This is a genomic window from Streptomyces sp. CA-278952 (assembly GCF_028747205.1).
In the GTDB taxonomy this organism is placed as follows: Bacteria; Actinomycetota; Actinomycetes; order Streptomycetales; family Streptomycetaceae; genus Streptomyces.
In genome coordinates this window covers 7,763,462-7,780,315 of sequence record NZ_CP112880.1, presented here as the reverse complement: position 1 = coordinate 7,780,315, position 16,854 = coordinate 7,763,462, and the positions used below count along the sequence as shown (strand labels likewise).

The following is a 16,854-nucleotide window of genomic DNA, read 5'->3' as shown; positions in this document are numbered from 1 at the left end:
GGGCCGGTGCGGCGCGGGATCGGCCCGCCGCACCGGCCCGGTGAAGTCCGCCCGGGCTCGGGCTCCGGAGCCCGGGTGCCGACCAGCACCGGGATCGACCAGCCCGGGGATCGATCAGCCCTGGGGTCAGTCAGCCCCGGGGTCAATCAGCCCGGGGGTCAATCAGCCCGGGGATCGACCAGCCCTGGGCTTACGGAGCCCTGGTTGCGGGCCCCGGTCGCGCGGCCTGGGTTACTGAGCCTGGAGGGCGATCACCGCGTTCTGGCCGCCGAAGCCGAAGGAGTGGCTGACGGCCCGCCGTACGGGCACCTCGCGCGGGGCCTTGGTGACGCAGTCGATGTCGAACCCGGGCTCGGGGGCGTCCAGGTTCGCGATCGGAGGGACCACTCCGTGCTGGAGCGTGAGGATCGTCAGGCCCGCTTCGATGGCGCCGGCCGCTCCCATGCAGTGGCCCAGCACACCCTTGGGGGCGGTGACGGGCGGCCGGTGCGGATAGGACCGGCCGATGAGGGCGGCTTCGGTGGCGTCGTTGAGGGGGGTCGACGTCCCGTGCGCGTTGACGTGGTCGACGTCCTCGGCCCGCCAGCCCGCGTCGCGCAGCGCGGCGTCGACCGCCGCCCCCGCGACCTCCCCGGACGGGTGCGGGCTGGTGGGATGATGGGCGTCGGTGGTGGCGCCCGCGCCCGCGATCAGCGCCCGGGGAACGGCTCCTCTCCTCCGGGCGTCCTCCGCCCGCTCCAGGACCATGATGGCCGCGCCCTCGCCCATGACGATGCCGGCCCGGTCCGCCGCGAAGGGCCGGCAGAGGAGGGCGGGGTCGCCGTCCCGCAGCGCTGCCGCGCCGGAGCGGGCGAAGCCGGTCATGGCGACCGGGAACACGATCGACTCGGTGGCCCCGGCGATGGCGATGTCGCACTGGCCCAGCGTCAGCATGTCCCGGGCCACCGACAGCGCGGTCACCCCGGACGAGCAGGCCGTGCACGGGGCCAGGCTGGGGCCGGTGGCCCCCATCCTGATGGCGATCTCGGCCGCGGGCATGTTCGGGATGGTCAGCAGGATGCCCGAGGGCGAGGTGGCCCCGGGGCCCCGCCGCTCCAGGGCGACGGCCTGCTCGGTGAGTCCGGCGGATCCTCCGCTGCTCGTGCCGACGACGACGGCGACCCGGGCGCCGTCCCAGCGCTCCGGGTCGAGCCCGGCGTCGGCGACCGCCTCCCGGGCGGCCAGGAGGGCGAACTTGACGTACCTGCCCATCCGGAACGCGGTCCGGCCGCCGACCGCGTCGTCGAGGTCGATGCCGGTGACCGTACAGGCGAAGTCGACTTCGCAGCCCAGCAGTTCGGGGACGGTGCGGGCGGGCGACGCGCCCGCGCAGACTCCGTCCCAGGTGGTGTCGGTGGTGTGGCCGACCGGGGTGATCATCCCCAGCCCGGTGACGGCGATGGCGGGTCGCTTCATCGGGTGTTGCTCACCGGCACCGTGGCCTCGGCCGCCGCGCTGCCGACGGCCGCGTCGATGTACGCGGAGATGTCGGCCAGCGTGGCGTCCTTGTACAGCTTCTCCGAGTCCGCGTCGACGCCCAGGGTCTCCTTGATGACGACGGCGAACTCGGCGACCGCGAGGGAGTCCATCTCCAGGCTGTCCATCGTGGACTCCGGCAGGATCTCGGCGGCGGGCACCTTGAACGTCGCGGTCAGTACCTCGGTGATCTTGGGGTGGATGGTCTTCATGGTGGTTCCTCTCGTCGGCGTATCAACGGCTTGGTTTCGTTCTGCGCGGCGGGTGCGTGAACGCGAGGGCCCGCCGCCCGATGTAACTGGATGACGATCTTCCGGTTACGCCTTCGGGCGAACCGATTCGTCTACGCTCACCTGCGGCTTCTCGAACCATCGGGAGAGCACGGAGGTGGTTCCCCAGTACGCCAGCAGGACCCCGCGAGTACCGAGCGCCGCCACCTTCTGGCGCAGCGGGCGCCGCCTGCTGCCACAGACGGGCTGCCGGAACTCCGCCGCGCGGCCCCGGATTCCCGCCCTGCGGCCCCGGTGCCAGGGCCCCTCGGGGTCGTCGTACACGTCCGCGTAGCCGGGTCCGGCGATCGGCCAGTCCGACATCAGGCGCTCGGGGAGCGCGAAGGACTCCACCAGGGCGGGTGTGTGTTCGGCCACGACGGCGACGGCTTCCTCCACCGCGTCGGGGAGAAAAGTGACCTGATCGGCGGTCAGCCGTCCGGACGCGAGCAGGGCGCCGCTGTTGCGGGCGATCCAGCGGAGCGCGAAGAGCCTGCGCAGCTCGGACAGCCGTTCGCGCGCCGCACCTTCGGGCAGGGCGGCGACGGCCTCGGCGTACGCTTCGTCCGCCTGCCGGTAGGCGTGCGCCTCGACGCCGCGCAGCGCGGCCGACGAGGCGGCGTTCCAGCGGCCGAGCGGGTCGCCGGGCGGGGCGGCGGCCATCCGCTCGCGGGCCCGGGCGAACCAGAGGTCCTCCACCGCCGCGAACAGCCTGCCGAGAAAGGCGGGGTCGTCCGTGTCGCCGGGGCCGTCCGTATCCCCCGGGCCGTCCGGGGCCGGTTCCGGGGCGGTGGCGCTGAACAGCATCTCGGCGGCGGCCTTGGCGTGCACGGCGAGGTTGTCGCCCTCGGCGGTGATCGCGCCCTCGATGCCGGTGAACAGCTCGGTCATGCCGTTGTTCTCCAGGAGCCCCTGGGCGCCGCACCGTTCGCGGCACTCGACGATGACGGTGCGTGCCTGCCAGGTGATCCACCCCTTGGCGACGGCCACCAGGCGCTCCGCCTCGTCCCGGTCGCTCTCCGGGGCGGACTCCCAGCGGTCCAGGGCCCTGCGGTGGAGCAGGCTCATCGCGTAGACGGTCGCCATCGCTCCGGCCAGCGGCCCGTGATGGGTGCGGTGCGCGTACACCGGGACCGGCCGCGCGGCGCGTGATCCGGAGATCATCCGGTGGCCGGCGTACCGGACGGCGATGGCCAGGGTGACCCGGGCGGAGCCGACCGCGCAGGCGCTCATGGAGAGCTTGCCGGGGGTGACCCGGCCGATGGAGGCGAGGAACCGCCTTCTGCGGTTCGGGACTTCGCTGTGGAAGCGCCCGTCGTCGCCGATCCGTCCCTGCTGTCCGGCGAGCAGCGCGTCGCGCGGCACGAAGTGACGGTCGAAAGAGGTCAGGCAGTGGTCGACCGGGGAACCCATCCGGGCGGGCAGCCGCCGCACCCGGACGCCGGGCAGGGCGCGATGGGCGTCGGTGAGCGGGACGAGGAAGAGGAAGACCCCGTGGTCGGCGCCGTCGACGAGCAGCCGGGCCGCGACCACACCGGACTTGGGGCCTCCGGCGGGGCTGGTGTTCGGCATGAACTTCTGCGCCCCGGCGTGCGGGGTGTGCAGCACGAAGCCGTCGCGTTCCCGGTCGTACGTCGCGGTCGTCTCGATGGCCGCCGCGTCGTTGCCGTGCGCCACCTCCGTACAGAGGAAGGTGCCCACACGCCGCAGGGCGAGGAAGTCCGACAAGTCACGGAGTGTGCCCGCGTCGTGGTCGAGGAGGCTGCCGAGGAAGAGGTTGTAGTGGATGCCCGCCACGGTGGTCAGCGCCGGGTCGACGGGGCCGAGCCACTCGTGCAGGGCGGCCAGCGCCCGGGGGTCGGCGGCCAGTCTCGCGCCGCTGTCGAGCGCGTTGTTGAGGATGCGCAGCCGGTGGTAGGAGAGGGCGAGTCGTTCGTCGGGGGTGCCACCACCGGGACGGCGGAACGGCTCCGTTGTGAGCAGCCGGCGCCAGAACCCGTGCTCCTGAAGGAAGTTCGGTCCGAAAAGCACCGCGGTGAGCAGGTCGTTCGTGGACGGCGGGGCCGCGTCGTTCATGATTACGGTCACAACAAAGTAACGATCAAGGAACGGCGAGGACACCCTCGCCGTCCCGAAATGCCCCTGTGGATCAGGCGCGTTGGAAGGCGAGGGCGACGTTGTGGCCGCCGAAGCCGAAGGAGTGGCTGAGTGCCGTCTCGACCCGTTGCTGACGGGGCTCCTTCGTCACGCAGTCGAGCGGGAAGGCGTCGGGGAACGCGTCCAGGTTGGCGATCGGCGGGATGGCGCAACGTTCCAGCGTCAGGACGGTGGCCACCGCCTCGATCGCGCCCGCCGCGGCCAGGGTGTGCCCGACGACCCCCTTGGGGGCGGTCACCGGCGGCCGGTGCGGGAAGAGCCGGGAGATGAGGGCGGTCTCCATGGCGTCGTTGAGGGGTGTGGAAGTCCCGTGGGCGTTGATGTGGTCGACGTCGGACGGGGCCCAGCCCGCCTGGTCCAGCGCCGCCTGGACCGCCCGCTGGGCGCCGTACCCGTCGGGGGCCGGGGCGGTGGGGTGGTGGGCGTCCGTGCTGGACCCGGCCCCGGTGAGCAGGGCACGCGGACGACGGCCCCGGGCGCGGGCCGCACTCTCGCGCTCCAGGACGAGCATGGCGGCGCCCTCGCCGATGACGAAACCGTCCCGGTCGGCGGCGAACGGGCGGGACGCGCCGGCCGGGTCGCCGGTGCGGGTGGAGAGCGCGCCCATCCGGGCGAAGGCGGTGACCACCAGCGGGGTCAGCACCGACTCCGCACCGCCCGCCACCACCACGTCGCAGCTGCCGCCGAGCAGCAGGTCGCGGGCGACCGCGACGGCGGTGGCCCCGGAGGCGCAGGCGGTGGCGGGGGCGAGGCTGGGGCCACCCGCCTTCAGCGCGATGGCGACCTCGCCCGCCGCCGCGTTCGGGATCATCATCGGGACGAGCAGCGGGGAGACCGCCTCGGGGCCCGAGGCCGCCAGCTTGGCCGCGTTGTCCACCAGGACGGAGACGCCGCCGACGCCGACGCCGAGGACCACCCCGACCCGGCTGCCGTCCCACCGTGCCGGGTCGAGGCCCGCGTCGGCGACGGCCTGCCGGGCGGCCACCAGTGCCAGCTTCACGAACCGGGCCATCCGCCACACCGACCGGCCGCCCACTGCCTCGTCCAGGTCGATGCCGTCCACCGGGCAGGCGAAGTCGACCGGCAGACCGGCCAGTTCCTCGCACCGCCGGGCGGTGGAGTGCCCGGAGCACAGCCTCTCCCAGAAGCTGTGCTCGTCCGCCCCTGCGGGTGTCACCAGGCCGACCCCCGTCACCGCGATGGCGGTGCCGGCTCCGGCCTCGGTGCCCTGATCAGCGGGGAGCGACATGCTGTGTTCCTTCCGTAGAATCCGTGGAAATGGTCCCCGGGGCCCCCGGCCAGCGAAGTGCCGCCGAACCCCAGGTCAGTCCGCCCCCGAAGGCGGTGAGCAGCACCCGGTCGCCGGAGCGGAGGCGACCTCGGCCCGCCTCGTCGGCCAGGGCCAGCGGGATGGAGGCGGCGCCGGTGTTGCCGACCCGCTCCACATGGGTGACGCAGCGCTGCGGGGCGATGCCGACCCGCTCCGCGACGGCGTGCAGGATCCGGGCGTTGGCCTGGTGCGGCACGAACCGGTCGACCTCGGCCGGGTCCCAGCCGACCCGGTCCAGGAGCGTCCGGCAGGAGCCGGTCATCCGCTCGACGGCGTGCTGGTAGACGGTGCCGCCCTGCATGCGGAAGAACCCGTCGTCCGGGGCCGGCGGCTTTCCGCTCGCCCGCGCGCGGGCCCCGCCGCCGGGGACGGTGATCAGGTCGTAGCCCGTGCCGTCGCTGCCCAGGTCGAACGCGAGCAGTTCCCCGGGATCGCCCAGGCGCCCGGCCGCCACCAGGGCGGCGCCCGCCCCGTCGCCGAAGACGACGCCCGCCGAGCGGTCGGCCGGGTCGAGCCAGGTCGAGTAGGCGTCGGCGCCGACCAGCAGGACCCGGTCGTAGAGGCCCGAGGCGACCAGCCCGTGGCAGACGGCGAGTCCGTAGACGAAGCCGCTGCACACGGCGGCGATGTCCAGGGCCGGTACGGTGCCGAGCCCGAGCCGGGCCGCCAGCGCGGGGGCGGTGCCCGGACAGAGGTGGTCGGGGGTGGCGGTGGCGAGGACCACCGCGTCCACCTCCCCCGCCGCCGGGTCGCGGACCAGCAGCCGGGAGGCCGCCTCGTAGGCGAGGTCCCCGGTGGCGACGCCCGGTCCGGCGCGGTGCCGGCTGCCGATGCCGGTGCGGCGGCGGACCCAGGCGTCGTCGACGTCCCAGTCCGCGGGGAGCCGGTCGTTGCCGATCGGCTCCCCCGGCACCCATCCCGCCACGCTCTCCAGCACCGCCGTGCGCGCCCCGGCCCCTAAGACGCCCGCCCGCGTCCCCGGCTCCGTACCGCTGTCGGCCACCCGTCGCCTCGCCACCCGTTGCCCCGATCCCGTTGTCGTACTGCATCCGGTTGACGAACGGCGGAACGTCTCACGAGGATGCGTTCGACTGCGCCGAACGGGTCATGACGTGGCGTCAGGTGTTGTCGAGCGCCTCGCGGAGCTCGTCCGCGCCGGGCGGGTTGGCCCCGGCCCGGGAGACGGTCACGGCGGCGGAGGCGACCGCGTGGCGCAGGACGTCGGTGACGGTGTCCCGGTCCATGGCGTGCAGCCGGTCACGGGCGCCGGGGCCGAGGAGGCCGTGCGCGGCGAGGGCGTGGAGCGTCCCCGACATGAACGCGTCGCCCGCCCCGACGGTGTCGACGACGTCGACCCGCAGCGCTTCGGCGACGGCACGGCCGTCGGCGAACAGGGCGAACGCGCCCGCCCCGCCCCGGGTGACAAGGACGAGCGCGGGGCCGGCCGCGAGCCACCGCTCGGCCACCTGCTCCGCGCGCTCGTCCGGGTACAGCCACGTCAGGTCCTCGTCGCTGGCCTTCACCACGTCGCTCAGCGCGACGCAGCGCTCGACGCGAGCCAGGGCCCGGGCGCGCTCGCCCATCAACTCGGTCCGCACATTGGGGTCGTAGCTGACGGTGGCACCGGCCCGCAGCGACTCCACTGCGGCCAGGACCGTCGCGGCCCCGGGCTCGACGACGGCCGCGATCGAACCCGTGTGGACATGGAGCGGCACCCGGTCGAGGACGACCGGGCCCAGGGTCCAGCCCACCTCGAAGGCGTACGTGGCGTGCCCGTGGTCGTCGAGGGTGACGGCCGCCGACGGGGTGGGGCCGGTGGCGTCGTCGGTGCGGACCTCGACCCCGGCGGCGGTCAGGTGGTCCCGGATGAGCCGCCCGTGGGCGTCCGGTCCCAACTGGGTGAGGAGGGTGGTGTCGTGGCCGAGGCGAGCCAGGCCGTACGCGACGTTCGCGGGGCTGCCGCCCGGGTGGACCCGGTCGGGCTCCTCCGGCAGCCGGACGATGTCGGCGACGCATTCGCCGATGACCAGCGGATCAAAGCGGTCGGGCATGGGGGCGGGTCTCCTGGGTTGCCGTATCGGGGAGTTGTCCGGCGGTGCCGCCGCTCGCGGGGGCGGGCACCGGCGTCGAAGGGGGCGTGTTCTCCGGGGGAGGCTCGTCGTGGCCGAGCCGAGCCGGCCCGAGGAGCGGCTTCGCGGGGGCGGCCCGGCGGAGCCAGAGAAGGGCCCCGGCCAGCACCGCCGTGGCTGCCAGCAGCCAGGGCAGCGGGCCCGGCGGCAGGGTACCGGCGGCCAGTCCCGCGCCGGCGGCGACCAGTTGCAGGGAGAGCGACTGGATGGAGAGGGCGGTGGCGCGACCCGAGGCGTCGACCCGGCGGTGCAGCAGGTCGTTCTCGTTGGGGCCCGCGGCTCCCAGGCCCAGGTACACCAGCCCGTAGCCGGTGACGGCCGCCGCCATGGCGAGGGGGCTCATCGAGTGCGCGGTGAGGCCGAGCAGGGTCAGCCCCAGCGTCACCAGCCCGAGGCTCACGAGCACCGCGCGCTCACTGCTGCCGGCGAACCGGGCGACGAGCGGGGCGAGTTGACTTCCCAGGGCGGAGCAGAGGAACCCGGCGCAGGCGAGCCCCGCGAAGACCAGGGCCCCGGATTCGGCCGTCCCCATGAGGGCGGCGGCCCGGCCGGGGGTGAGCAGTTCGACGGCCGCGAGCGCGGCACCCGCGGCGCTCGCGGTCAGCAGGATGCGCCGGATCAGGGCGTCCCGGGCGCCGAGCCGGAGCCCGGCGGCGATGGCGGCGGGCACCCCGCCCACGACCCCTCGCACACCCGCCCGGGGCCGGGGCGGTTCGGTCAGGGCGCTCAGCACGTAGAGCACGAAGACGACCTCGACCAGCGCGCCGAGCAGGGCGGGCACGGAGAGCAGGATCACGAGCCCGCCGGTCGTGTCGGCCAGCCACTCCCCCAGGCCGGGTGCGAGCCCGAGCAGCCAGGGGAGCCCGCCGCCGAGCAGGGTGCCGAGCGCGAGGGCGGCCGAGGTGGCGGAGCCGCCGCGCGCCAGCCCCGTACGCAGATCGGCGCCGGGTCCCGCGTGGGCGTGGACGGTGTCGACGTACCAGGCCTCTGCGGGACCGCTGGACAGGGCGCGGGCCAGGCCCATCAGCCCCATGCCGAGAGCGATGGCCCAGCCCGCCGCACCGAGGCCGATGAGGGTGAAGGCGGTCAGGTTGAGCAGCCCGGCGATGGCCAGGACGGGGCGCCGTCCGATGACGTCGGAGAGGCCGCCGGTGGGCAGTTCCATCGCGGCGGCCGTGAGGGAGTGCACCGCGTAGAAGCCGGCGATGGCGGCGAGGCCCATGCCCCGTTCGGTGAAGAGGAGGACTCCTGTCGCGATGGACATGCCGATGGGGAGCCAGAAGAGGAAGGAGACCGTGACGAACCGACGGCGCGCGGTCGCCTCGTCGACGCCACTGCCCGGGGCGGGGACGGCGACGACCGGCGCGCCGGTCATGAGGCATCTCCGGCAGCGGGGACGTCCGGGGCTCCGGCGTCCGGGGCATCGGGTCCGGCGGGGGCGTCCGCCTGTTCCTGACCGCCCACCGGCTCCGGGGCCAGCGGCAGCCCGGCGGTGAAGAGGACGACCTGCTCGGCCCGGGGGTTCCCGGCATCACGGGCGGTCAGTTCGTCCGTCTTCGTCTGGATCGCCTCCCACAACTCGGCGAGAGACTCGGGGGTCAGCCGGGGCATCGAGTCGCTGACGCCCGACGGCTCCTGCCACTCCTCACCCAGACGGCCGCTCTCCAGGTCCGCCTCGTGGCGGTCCAGGGACCGCTGGAGGTGCTCGATCTGGCGGCGGTGCAGAACGCTGAGGATCGTGCTGCCGCCGGGGCTGCGGTGCATCGCCTCGTTGCTCCACGAGGTCATGGTGTGCACGGATTTCCAGCGCCGTTCCCGGCTGTCACGGTGTTCGGCCTCGGTGACGAAGGCGTATTTGGCGAGCACCCTCAGGTGGTAGCTGGTGGAGGCCGAGGACTCCCCCGTCCTGGCCGCGAGCTCGCTGGCGGTGGCCGGGCCGTGCTGCCGCAGCAGTCCGAGCAGGGTGAGGCGCAGGGGGTGGGTGAGGGCCTTCAGGGCGGCCCCCTCCTGCGCCGGATCGAGTACGCGACGACCGTCTTCGCTGTCCATGACATCAGCGTAGGACGACAGGAGCACTTTCCCAAAGTATTTTTGCAGAATATTTTTTGGAAACCTGGCCAGGGACCTTGGAAACCTGACGGGGTCCCGGAGCGGCGCCCGTCACGACCCGGCGGCGCCGGCCTCCCGCCGCGCCCGGAGGACCTCCACCACGTCCCGGCACCAGTCACGGTTGGCCCGTTCGAAGTCCCGCCCCCGTCGGCAGGTGAGGTACGGGCCGACCCGTGCGCCGCGGAGCAGGAACTCCGCCTCGCCGCGCTCCCCGCGCATCGTGCGCAGCTGCTCCTCGAACAGCGCGGCCTTGGCCTCGGCGAACGCGTACCGTTCGGTGAGCCGCTCGATCAGCACGTCGGTGTCGAGGTGGTCGGCGGCCTGGACCTGGACCAGCAGATCCTCCCGCAGGAACGAGGGTTTGGCGGCGGCGGACGCGAAGCTCTCCAGCTCGGCCAGCCCCTCGCCGGTGACGCGGAACAGCCGCTTGTTGGGACGCGCCTCCTGGACGACCTCGCGCCCGGCGACCAGACCCTCCTTCTCCAGCCTGGCCAGCTCCGCGTAGACCTGCTGCGGCAGGGCGTGCCAGAAGTTCGCGACGCCCGCCGCGAACGCCTTCGTCACCTGGTAGCCGCTCAGTTCCTCGTCGAGCAGTGCCGCCAGCACCGCGTGGCGCAACGCCATCGGACCGTCTCCCTCTCCACCGCGGCCGGGCACATCCCGCCCACCCCTGTCCGGAACACCGGCCTCCATGATAGTCATGAAACTGACTAGTCACTTTGATGACTATGCAGCGCGCCCCGGTGAGGACGCGCCTCACCAAGGAGGACACACCACATGACCACCACAGTGGAGCGATTCCGCGCCGCCGTCGACCGCCGCGACCTTGGCGCCCTCGATGATCTGTTCACCGAGGACATCCGGCTCTACAGCCCGGTGAAGTTCACCCCGTTCGAGGGCAGGCCGATGGTCCTGGGCCTCTTCGGGGTCCTGCTGCGCACCTTCGAGGACTTCCGCTACGTCGGTGAGTTCGCGGGTGCCTCGCAGACGAGCGCCGACGGGGCCGAGGCCCCGTCGGCGGTCCTGCTCTTCCGGGCGACGGTCGGCGGCCGGGAGATCCACGGCATCGACCTGCTGCACCTGGACGAGGACGGACGCATCAAGGAGTTCACCGTGATGGTCCGCCCGCAGTCCGCCGTCCAGGCGCTGGGCGAGGCCGTGCTCACCGGCCTGGTCGCCGACGGCCTCGTACCCGCCCCGTAACAGCACCCAGCAACAGCGCCCCTGTGACAGCGCCCGGCGACAGCGCTCTCGCTCAGCTCGCCCGCGCCGCCTCCAGGGCGTCCGCGACCAGGCCCAGGAACCGGGCATGGTCGCGGGGCCCGTAGAGGGGCTCGGGGTTCCACGGGACGACGGGCGTCGACACGCCCTCGCTCCCCCGCAGCTCCTCCAGCGGGGCCGCGTGGGCGCGGATGTCCGTCAGGATCACCTCGGGGCGCAGCGCGAAGGTGTCGGAGCGGCCGAGCGTGGACCAGTTGGCCCCCGGGCCCTCGGCCGGCTCCACGACCTGGACGCCCAGTTCGGTCAGCACGCGCAGCTCGGGCCACATCTTGGGGCGCGCGACATGCGCCTGGTCCGGGCCGGCCGGGGAGAGGGCGAGCACCCGGGGCGCTTCGACGGACGTGGCGGCGACCACGGAGCGCAGCCGCTCCCGGGCGGCGTCCAGGTCCCGGTCGGCGCCCGGCCGGGCCGTGGCGCCGAGCGAGCGGGCCAGTTCGGCGAACCGCTCGCCGATCTCACCGAACGTACGGGCCTGGCTGACGTCGAGGACGACCACCGGAACCCTCTCCTCCAAGGGCTTGGCCGTCTCGGGGGTCAGCCCGTAGACATGGCCGCCGCCGTAACTGACGGCCACCACGAGGTCCGGCCCGGTGCTCAGCAGCCGTTCGACGTCCAGGGCCGCTCCCGCACCGGCGTACACCACCTCGCCCAGCGGCAGGGTCCCGGTCTTCGCCGTGTCGGGGTCCGGTCCGTCGTGGCCGGAGCCGAAGATCCCCACCGGCCGGATTCCCAGGTCCCACAGGGTGGCACCGGCCTGGACGTAGGCCAGCACCCGCCCGGGCGGCCTGGGTGCCGTCGACTGCTGACCCCGGTCGTCGGAGAACCGCCATTCGCTCTGCTCCGTCACGTCACACACGCCCCTCTGCCGCCGACTGCCGTTCCATTCGTGCGAGTTCGTACACGTGTACCTGCCCACCTCCCCGCTGCCACACCCCTCCGGCCAGGGAACAAACGGCCGTCAACCGGTTTCGGGCACGGCGGGCAACCCTCGTCACGGAGTGTTAGAAATGAGAGACCCTCAGTCATCGGGCGGCTCTCCCGGCCGGCCCCCTTCCGGACGGAGTCACCTCCCCATGCGCGCGACCCTTTTGAAGGCAGCCCTGGCCCTCGGCGTCGGCGCATCGCTCAGTGCGGCCTCGGCGGACGCCCCGGCCACGGCAGGGGCCGCGACACGTCCGGCGGCGGGAGCGGCGAGGGCGGCGGTGTGTCCCGTGGTCGACGTGCTGGCCGTCTTCACACCCAAGGCGGCGAAACGGGCCGGCGGCGAGCATCGGGTTTCCTCATCGGCCCAGGAGATCGCGACGCGGATGAACCGGTCCCTGGCGGCGGGCGGGCTCTGCGGTGCCGTTCGCGTCATCCACCCGTACACGGCGTCCGGCTACGAGGGCTCGGAGGAATTCCACGCCGCGCACTCCACCCTCAAGGACCACTCGGCGGGGCTCGGACGCCAGGTGCACGAGCAGCGGGCGCGGTACGGCGCCGATCTGGTCACGCTCGTCGTGGACCGGGAGGAGCGGGGAGGCGGCACCGCGGACTACACGCCCGTACTCGACGGCTCCACGGACGAGTACGCCTACGCGGTCGTCGAGGTCGACGGCATCCGCCTGGATTCGGCGAGCCACGAGATCGGCCACAATCTGGGGCTCGCCCACGACCGCACGACCCTGGCGGGCAACACGGACGGTTCGATGAGCGTGAGCCGCAACCGTCCGTACAACACCGGCTGGATCACCGAGGACGGCAATCACTACACGATCATGGCGTACCGCTCGGCGTGCGGGGACCACTGCCGGCGGATCAGCCGGTTCTCCAGCGCGACGGAGACGTGGAAGGGCCATCGGCTGGGTGACGCCGACAACGACGGTGTACGGGTGCTGCGCGAGACGATGCCGATCGTCGCCGGATACCGCGACAAGCGCTGACCCGGCAGCCCTTGGGGGCTTCACGCCACTCCCGGGCAAGGCCGGGTCCGTGACCGCCGCCCAAGGGGCGTCAGCCGTTGGCGGCGCGCCCGTCGCGGGGGCGCGCGCCGTCGAGCGTCAGGTCCACGATCCGGCGCGCGAGCCCCCTGTCCAGCGGCGCCCCGGTGAGCAGGACCCGGGCGAACAACGGTCCCGCCAGGGTCTCCGCCACCAGCCGGGCGTCGGTGTCCGGGGCCAGTTCGCCGCGCTCGACACCGCGCCGCACGATGTCCTCGCCCCGTTCCAGCCGGGCGTCCCAGTACGGCAGGCGTTCCGCCTCGACGGACCCCGCGTCGGGGGAGGCGCCGAGGTGGAGCAGGGCCGCGCCCCGGGGCGAGGCGAGATAGTCCGAGACCGCCGACATCAGCTGGATCAGGTCCTGGCGCACGTCCCCCGTGTCGGGCTCGGGCAGCGCCTCGTCGGCGTACGAGCCGAGGGCGTCCAGCAGCAGGTTCTCGCGGGTCTTCCACCGCCGGTACACGGAGGTCTCGTGCACCGTTTCAAAGCAAGGCGACTTGCGATAGGCCGCCGATCCGAACACCGTAAGGACCCGTCATGGAACGCATGCGCGCCGCGCGTCTGCACCTGCCCAGCCGCACTCTCGCCGTGGAGGAGGTGGACCGGCCCGTGCCCGGTCCCGGCGAAGTGCTGGTGAAAATCGAGGCGGCGGGGGTCTGCCTCTCCGACGTGCACCTCGTCGACGGCACGCTGAGCCCGCTGTACCTGGAGGGGGACACGGTCACCCTGGGCCACGAGGTGGCCGGGACGGTGGCGGAGCCGGGTCCGGACGTCACCGGCTGGTCGCCCGGCACGAGGGTGGTGCTCCAGGCGGGCGAGCAGCGCCGGGGCCGGACGCACACCCGCGGCGTCGACTACGACGGCGGCTGGGCCGAGTACGCCCTCGCCACCGCGTCTACCCTCGTCGCCCTTCCCGACGCCCTCCCCTTCGAGCAGGCCGCGATCATCCCGGACGCGGTCTCGACGCCCTGGGCGGCGGTGACCGCCACCGGCGACGTCCGGGCGGCGGAGGCCGTGGGCGTCTGGGGCGCGGGCGGGCTCGGCGCGCACGCCGTGCAGTTACTGCGGGCGGTGGGCGCGCATCCGGTCGTCGCGGTGGACCCGGCTCCGGCGGCCCGGCGGCGGGCCCTGGAGTTCGGGGCCGACCTGGCGCTGGACCCCGCCGATCCGCTGTTCCGCGAGAAGGTGCTCGGGGCGACGGGCGGCGTGGGCCTGGAGGCGGCGTTCGACTTCGCCGGGGTCCCCGCGGCCCGCGAACAGGCGCTGACGACGCTGGCCCCGAAGGGACGGCTGGTGCTGGTGGGGTTGACCGACCAGCCGCTGACCGTCGCCCGCCCCACCCTGTTCAGCTACCTCCAGCACCGCATCCTGGGCCACTACGGCTCGGAGGGACACCATGTCGAGCAGCTCGTCCGGCTCACCGAGGGCGGCCGGCTGGACTTCTCCCGGTCGATCACCGACGTCCTGCCCCTGGACGACGCGGCGGCGGCCGTGCGGCGGATGGAGACCAAGGAGGGCGACCCGGTCAGGATCGTTCTGCGGCCGTGACGGGCTCCCCGCCGTGGGCGCCGGCCTCCGGCTCGGGCCGCCGCAGCTCCACGTTGAACTGAGCTCCGGCCAGCAGTGAGAGGTTGGCGAACCATACCCAGATGAGGAAGACGACGAGCCCGGCGAGCGACCCGTACAGCCTGCTGTAGCTGCCGACCTGGTTCGCGTAGAGAGCGAACAGCGCCGACGCGGCGAGCCAGCAGAACGCGGCGAGGATCCCGCCGGGCAGACCCCGGCGGACACCGCGCGCGGAGCGGGGACCCGTACTGAAGAGGACCATGATCAGGCAGGCCACGAGGAAGACCAGCAGCGGCCACTTCAGCGCCGCCCACAGGGTCTCCCCCTCGTGCGGCAGGCCGATGAGGCGGCCCAGCCAGCGGGCCACCGGGCCGGTCATGACGATGGCGAAGGCGCTGGTCATCAGCAGGAGGAGCAGGCCGAACGCGGAGACGAGGATGATGTGCGCCTGCCGCAGGGGCGGGCGCGTGTCCCGGACGCCGTGCATGGCGTGCATCGCCCGGCGGAAGACCGCGAGGTAGCTGCACGCGGACCACACGGCGCTCACGGACCCGGTGGCGACGAGCAGCCAGACGGCGGAGCGCTGTTCGGTCGCCGCCTCCAACGGCCTGCGCAGCGCCTCGCCGGACTCGGCCGGGGCGAACGCGGTGATGTCGGCGATCAGGGCGCCGGTCGCGCCGGGGTTGGCCAGCCCGATCACGGAGACGGTGACCAGGAGCGCCGGGAGCAGGGCGAGGATGGCGTAGTACGTCAGGGCGGCGGCCCAGTCGGTGACGTCGTCGTTCCACAGCGAGACCGGTGTGCGGCGCAGGGCGGTGCCCCAGCGGCGGGGCAGGGCGGCGGGGGCGGTGCTTTCCGCGGCGGACGCGGTCTGGGTGGACAAGCTGGTACTCCGGGGACGTGGGCGGGACGCGGTGGGCGGCGTGACCTGTCCGTTTCCGGACGGGGTGACTCCGCTCGATCCTCTCCTGCCACGTCGCGGCCGAAGCACACCCCACCCCGGCCGGACCGCGCCCCCGGACGGATCAGTCGTTGACGGCCGTGAGCAGGACCACCGCGTCCTGGAGCGCCAGCAGCCCGTGCCGTTCCTGCGGGATCGGGTGCAGGATCCCGGACGGCAGCTCGACGTCCCCGGAGGCGGCGGTGAGACGGACGCTGCCGCGCAGCACGAGGAGCGAGGCCGCGGGCGGCGCGTTGTGCTCGTCGAGCGCCGTCCCCTCGGTGAGGGCGATCACCGTCTGCCGCAAGGGGGGCTGCTGGAGCAGGAGGTGGGCGCTGCGGCCGTGCGCGGAGGCGCGGGCGGCGGTCAGGTGTTCCTCGGCGAGTGCGTTGAGGTCGTCCATGTGCCCACTGTGCCGCAGCCGGGACAGCGCCGCGATCCGCGGGATCAGCGGGGCGCCTTCGCGGTGGAGCCCCGTACCACCAGCTCCGGCTCGAACAGCAGCTCGTCCGGGGGGACCGACCCGCCCTGGATACCCGCGCAGAGCAGTTCGACGGCGGCCCGGCCCATGGCCTCGATGGGCTGGCGGATCGTGGTGAGCGGGGGTTCGGTGCAGTTCATGAACGCCGAGTCGTCGTAGCCGACGACCGAGACCTCCGACGGAACCCCGAGGCCGCGCCTGCGGGCCGCCCGCACCGCGCCGAGCGCCAGCGGATCGCTGGCGCAGATGATGCCGGTGACTCCGCGCTCCAGCAGCCGGGAGGCCGCGGCCTGCCCGCCTTCCAGGGAGAACATCGAGCGCTCGACGTACTCCTCGGCCAGCTCCCCGCCGGTGGCCGCCGCGACGGACCGGGCGGCCGCGAGCTTGCGGCGGGAGGGCACATGGTCGGAGGGGCCCATCACCACGCCGATGCGCTCGTGGCCGAGGGAGGCCAGGTGGCGCCAGGCGCGCTCGATCGCGACGGCGTCGTCGCAGGAGACGCAGGGGAAGTCCAGTCCTTCTATGGGGGCGTTGATCAGCACGACGGGGATGCGGCGCTCGGCGAGCCGGTGGTAGTGCTCATGGGCCTCGTCGGCCTGTGCGAACAGACCGCCGGCGAAGACCACCCCGGAGACCTGCTGCTGGAGCAGGAGGTCCACGTAGTCCGCTTCGGAGACTCCGCCCTTGGTCTGGGTGCACAGCACGGGGGTCAGTCCCTGCTGGGCGAGGGCGCCGCCGATCACCTCGGCGAAGGCGGGGAAGATCGGGTTCTGCAGTTCGGGCAGGACGAGGCCGACGAGCCGGGCGCGCTCGCCCCGCAGTTGGGTGGGCCGCTCGTAACCGAGGACGTCCAGGGCGGTCAGCACGGACTGCCGGGTGGTCCGGGACACCCCGGGCTTGCCGTTGAGCACTCGGCTCACCGTGGCCTCGCTGACCCCAACCTTCTTGGCAACCTGAGCAAGTCGTCGCGTCATGCCGCAAGACTAGCGTAAGCAGCGCAAACAATTGACTTATCAATGCAAGGATTGCATGCAAAAGGGACGCTCCCCTGCCATCGGGAAGCGCCCCCTTGCCGGCGATCGGGGCCTCTCCCCCGGG

Annotated in this window: 16 protein-coding genes and 1 pseudogene; 3 read left to right on the top strand and 14 right to left on the bottom strand. The window is 73.6% G+C overall.

Going from position 1 to position 16,854, the window contains the following annotated elements:
- Positions 1–231: 231 nt before the first annotated feature.
- The 9 genes from N7925_RS34065 to N7925_RS34025 all read right to left on the bottom strand — a co-directional run bounded on the left by N7925_RS34065 (position 232) and on the right by N7925_RS34025 (position 10,133).
- Positions 232–1,455 (bottom strand): beta-ketoacyl-[acyl-carrier-protein] synthase family protein, encoded by a 1,224-nt coding sequence (locus N7925_RS34065; protein ID WP_274346163.1) that lies wholly within the window; start codon positions 1,453–1,455, stop codon positions 232–234.
- Positions 1,452–1,727, bottom strand: a complete 276-nt coding sequence (locus N7925_RS34060) for an acyl carrier protein (RefSeq protein ID WP_018956640.1) — start codon at positions 1,725–1,727, stop codon at positions 1,452–1,454. The genes N7925_RS34065 and N7925_RS34060 overlap by 4 nt, the downstream gene beginning before the upstream one ends.
- Before the next feature lie 105 nt (positions 1,728–1,832).
- Entirely contained in the window at positions 1,833–3,860 is a 2,028-nt protein-coding gene (locus N7925_RS34055; protein WP_274346162.1) for an acyl-CoA dehydrogenase family protein, read from the bottom strand.
- Between the two features lie 73 nt (positions 3,861–3,933).
- The gene (locus N7925_RS34050) at positions 3,934–5,190 is read right to left on the bottom strand and encodes a beta-ketoacyl-[acyl-carrier-protein] synthase family protein (RefSeq protein WP_265603366.1); all 1,257 of its coding nucleotides are present in this window, start codon (positions 5,188–5,190) and stop codon (positions 3,934–3,936) included.
- Positions 5,174–6,208, bottom strand: coding sequence for a beta-ketoacyl-ACP synthase 3 (locus N7925_RS34045; protein ID WP_274346161.1), 1,035 nt, complete (start codon positions 6,206–6,208; stop codon positions 5,174–5,176). Before N7925_RS34045 ends, N7925_RS34050 begins: the two co-directional genes overlap by 17 nt.
- A gap of 181 nt (positions 6,209–6,389) precedes the next feature.
- Complete coding sequence (locus N7925_RS34040; protein ID WP_274346160.1) at positions 6,390–7,322, bottom strand: carbohydrate kinase family protein; 933 nt, start codon at positions 7,320–7,322, stop codon at positions 6,390–6,392.
- A complete protein-coding gene (locus tag N7925_RS34035; RefSeq protein WP_274346159.1) occupies positions 7,306–8,775 on the bottom strand; it encodes an MFS transporter in 1,470 nt (489 codons plus the stop codon). The genes N7925_RS34040 and N7925_RS34035 overlap by 17 nt, the downstream gene beginning before the upstream one ends.
- Positions 8,772–9,449: a winged helix-turn-helix domain-containing protein gene (locus N7925_RS34030; RefSeq protein WP_274346158.1), complete on the bottom strand. Its 678-nt coding sequence runs from the start codon at positions 9,447–9,449 to the stop codon at positions 8,772–8,774. Before N7925_RS34030 ends, N7925_RS34035 begins: the two co-directional genes overlap by 4 nt.
- Positions 9,450–9,560: 111 nt before the next feature.
- On the bottom strand, positions 9,561–10,133 hold the full coding sequence (locus N7925_RS34025; protein ID WP_265603361.1) for a PadR family transcriptional regulator: 573 nt from the start codon (positions 10,131–10,133) through the stop codon (positions 9,561–9,563).
- Positions 10,134–10,286: 153 nt separating this feature from the next.
- Between N7925_RS34025 and N7925_RS34020 the strand changes: the two genes are divergently transcribed.
- The gene (locus tag N7925_RS34020; protein ID WP_265603360.1) at positions 10,287–10,712 is read left to right on the top strand and encodes a nuclear transport factor 2 family protein; all 426 of its coding nucleotides are present in this window, start codon (positions 10,287–10,289) and stop codon (positions 10,710–10,712) included.
- A gap of 52 nt (positions 10,713–10,764) precedes the next feature.
- Here the strand turns inward: N7925_RS34020 and N7925_RS34015 are convergent, their stop codons facing one another.
- On the bottom strand, positions 10,765–11,637 hold the full coding sequence (locus N7925_RS34015; protein WP_265603359.1) for an ABC transporter substrate-binding protein: 873 nt from the start codon (positions 11,635–11,637) through the stop codon (positions 10,765–10,767).
- A gap of 226 nt (positions 11,638–11,863) precedes the next feature.
- Between N7925_RS34015 and N7925_RS34010 the strand changes: the two genes are divergently transcribed.
- The gene (locus N7925_RS34010; protein ID WP_274346157.1) at positions 11,864–12,712 is read left to right on the top strand and encodes a M12 family metallo-peptidase; all 849 of its coding nucleotides are present in this window, start codon (positions 11,864–11,866) and stop codon (positions 12,710–12,712) included.
- Positions 12,713–12,782: 70 nt separating this feature from the next.
- Here the strand turns inward: N7925_RS34010 and N7925_RS34005 are convergent.
- Positions 12,783–13,247 (bottom strand): annotated as a pseudogene (locus N7925_RS34005) (TetR-like C-terminal domain-containing protein); the annotation flags it as partial.
- Between the two features lie 59 nt (positions 13,248–13,306).
- Between N7925_RS34005 and N7925_RS34000 the strand changes: the two are divergent.
- Positions 13,307–14,317: a zinc-binding dehydrogenase gene (locus N7925_RS34000; protein WP_274346155.1), complete on the top strand. Its 1,011-nt coding sequence runs from the start codon at positions 13,307–13,309 to the stop codon at positions 14,315–14,317.
- On the opposite strand, the gene N7925_RS33995 is transcribed toward N7925_RS34000, so the two are convergent.
- The 3 genes from N7925_RS33995 to N7925_RS33985 all read right to left on the bottom strand — a co-directional run bounded on the left by N7925_RS33995 (position 14,295) and on the right by N7925_RS33985 (position 16,730).
- Positions 14,295–15,218 (bottom strand): YihY/virulence factor BrkB family protein, encoded by a 924-nt coding sequence (locus N7925_RS33995; protein WP_274346154.1) that lies wholly within the window; start codon positions 15,216–15,218, stop codon positions 14,295–14,297. The genes N7925_RS34000 and N7925_RS33995 overlap by 23 nt on opposite strands.
- Positions 15,219–15,360: 142 nt before the next feature.
- Complete coding sequence (locus N7925_RS33990; protein WP_274346153.1) at positions 15,361–15,678, bottom strand: cupin; 318 nt, start codon at positions 15,676–15,678, stop codon at positions 15,361–15,363.
- Positions 15,679–15,722: 44 nt separating this feature from the next.
- Complete coding sequence (locus N7925_RS33985) at positions 15,723–16,730, bottom strand: LacI family DNA-binding transcriptional regulator (protein ID WP_265603354.1); 1,008 nt, start codon at positions 16,728–16,730, stop codon at positions 15,723–15,725.
- Between the last annotated feature and the right edge of the window lie 124 nt (positions 16,731–16,854).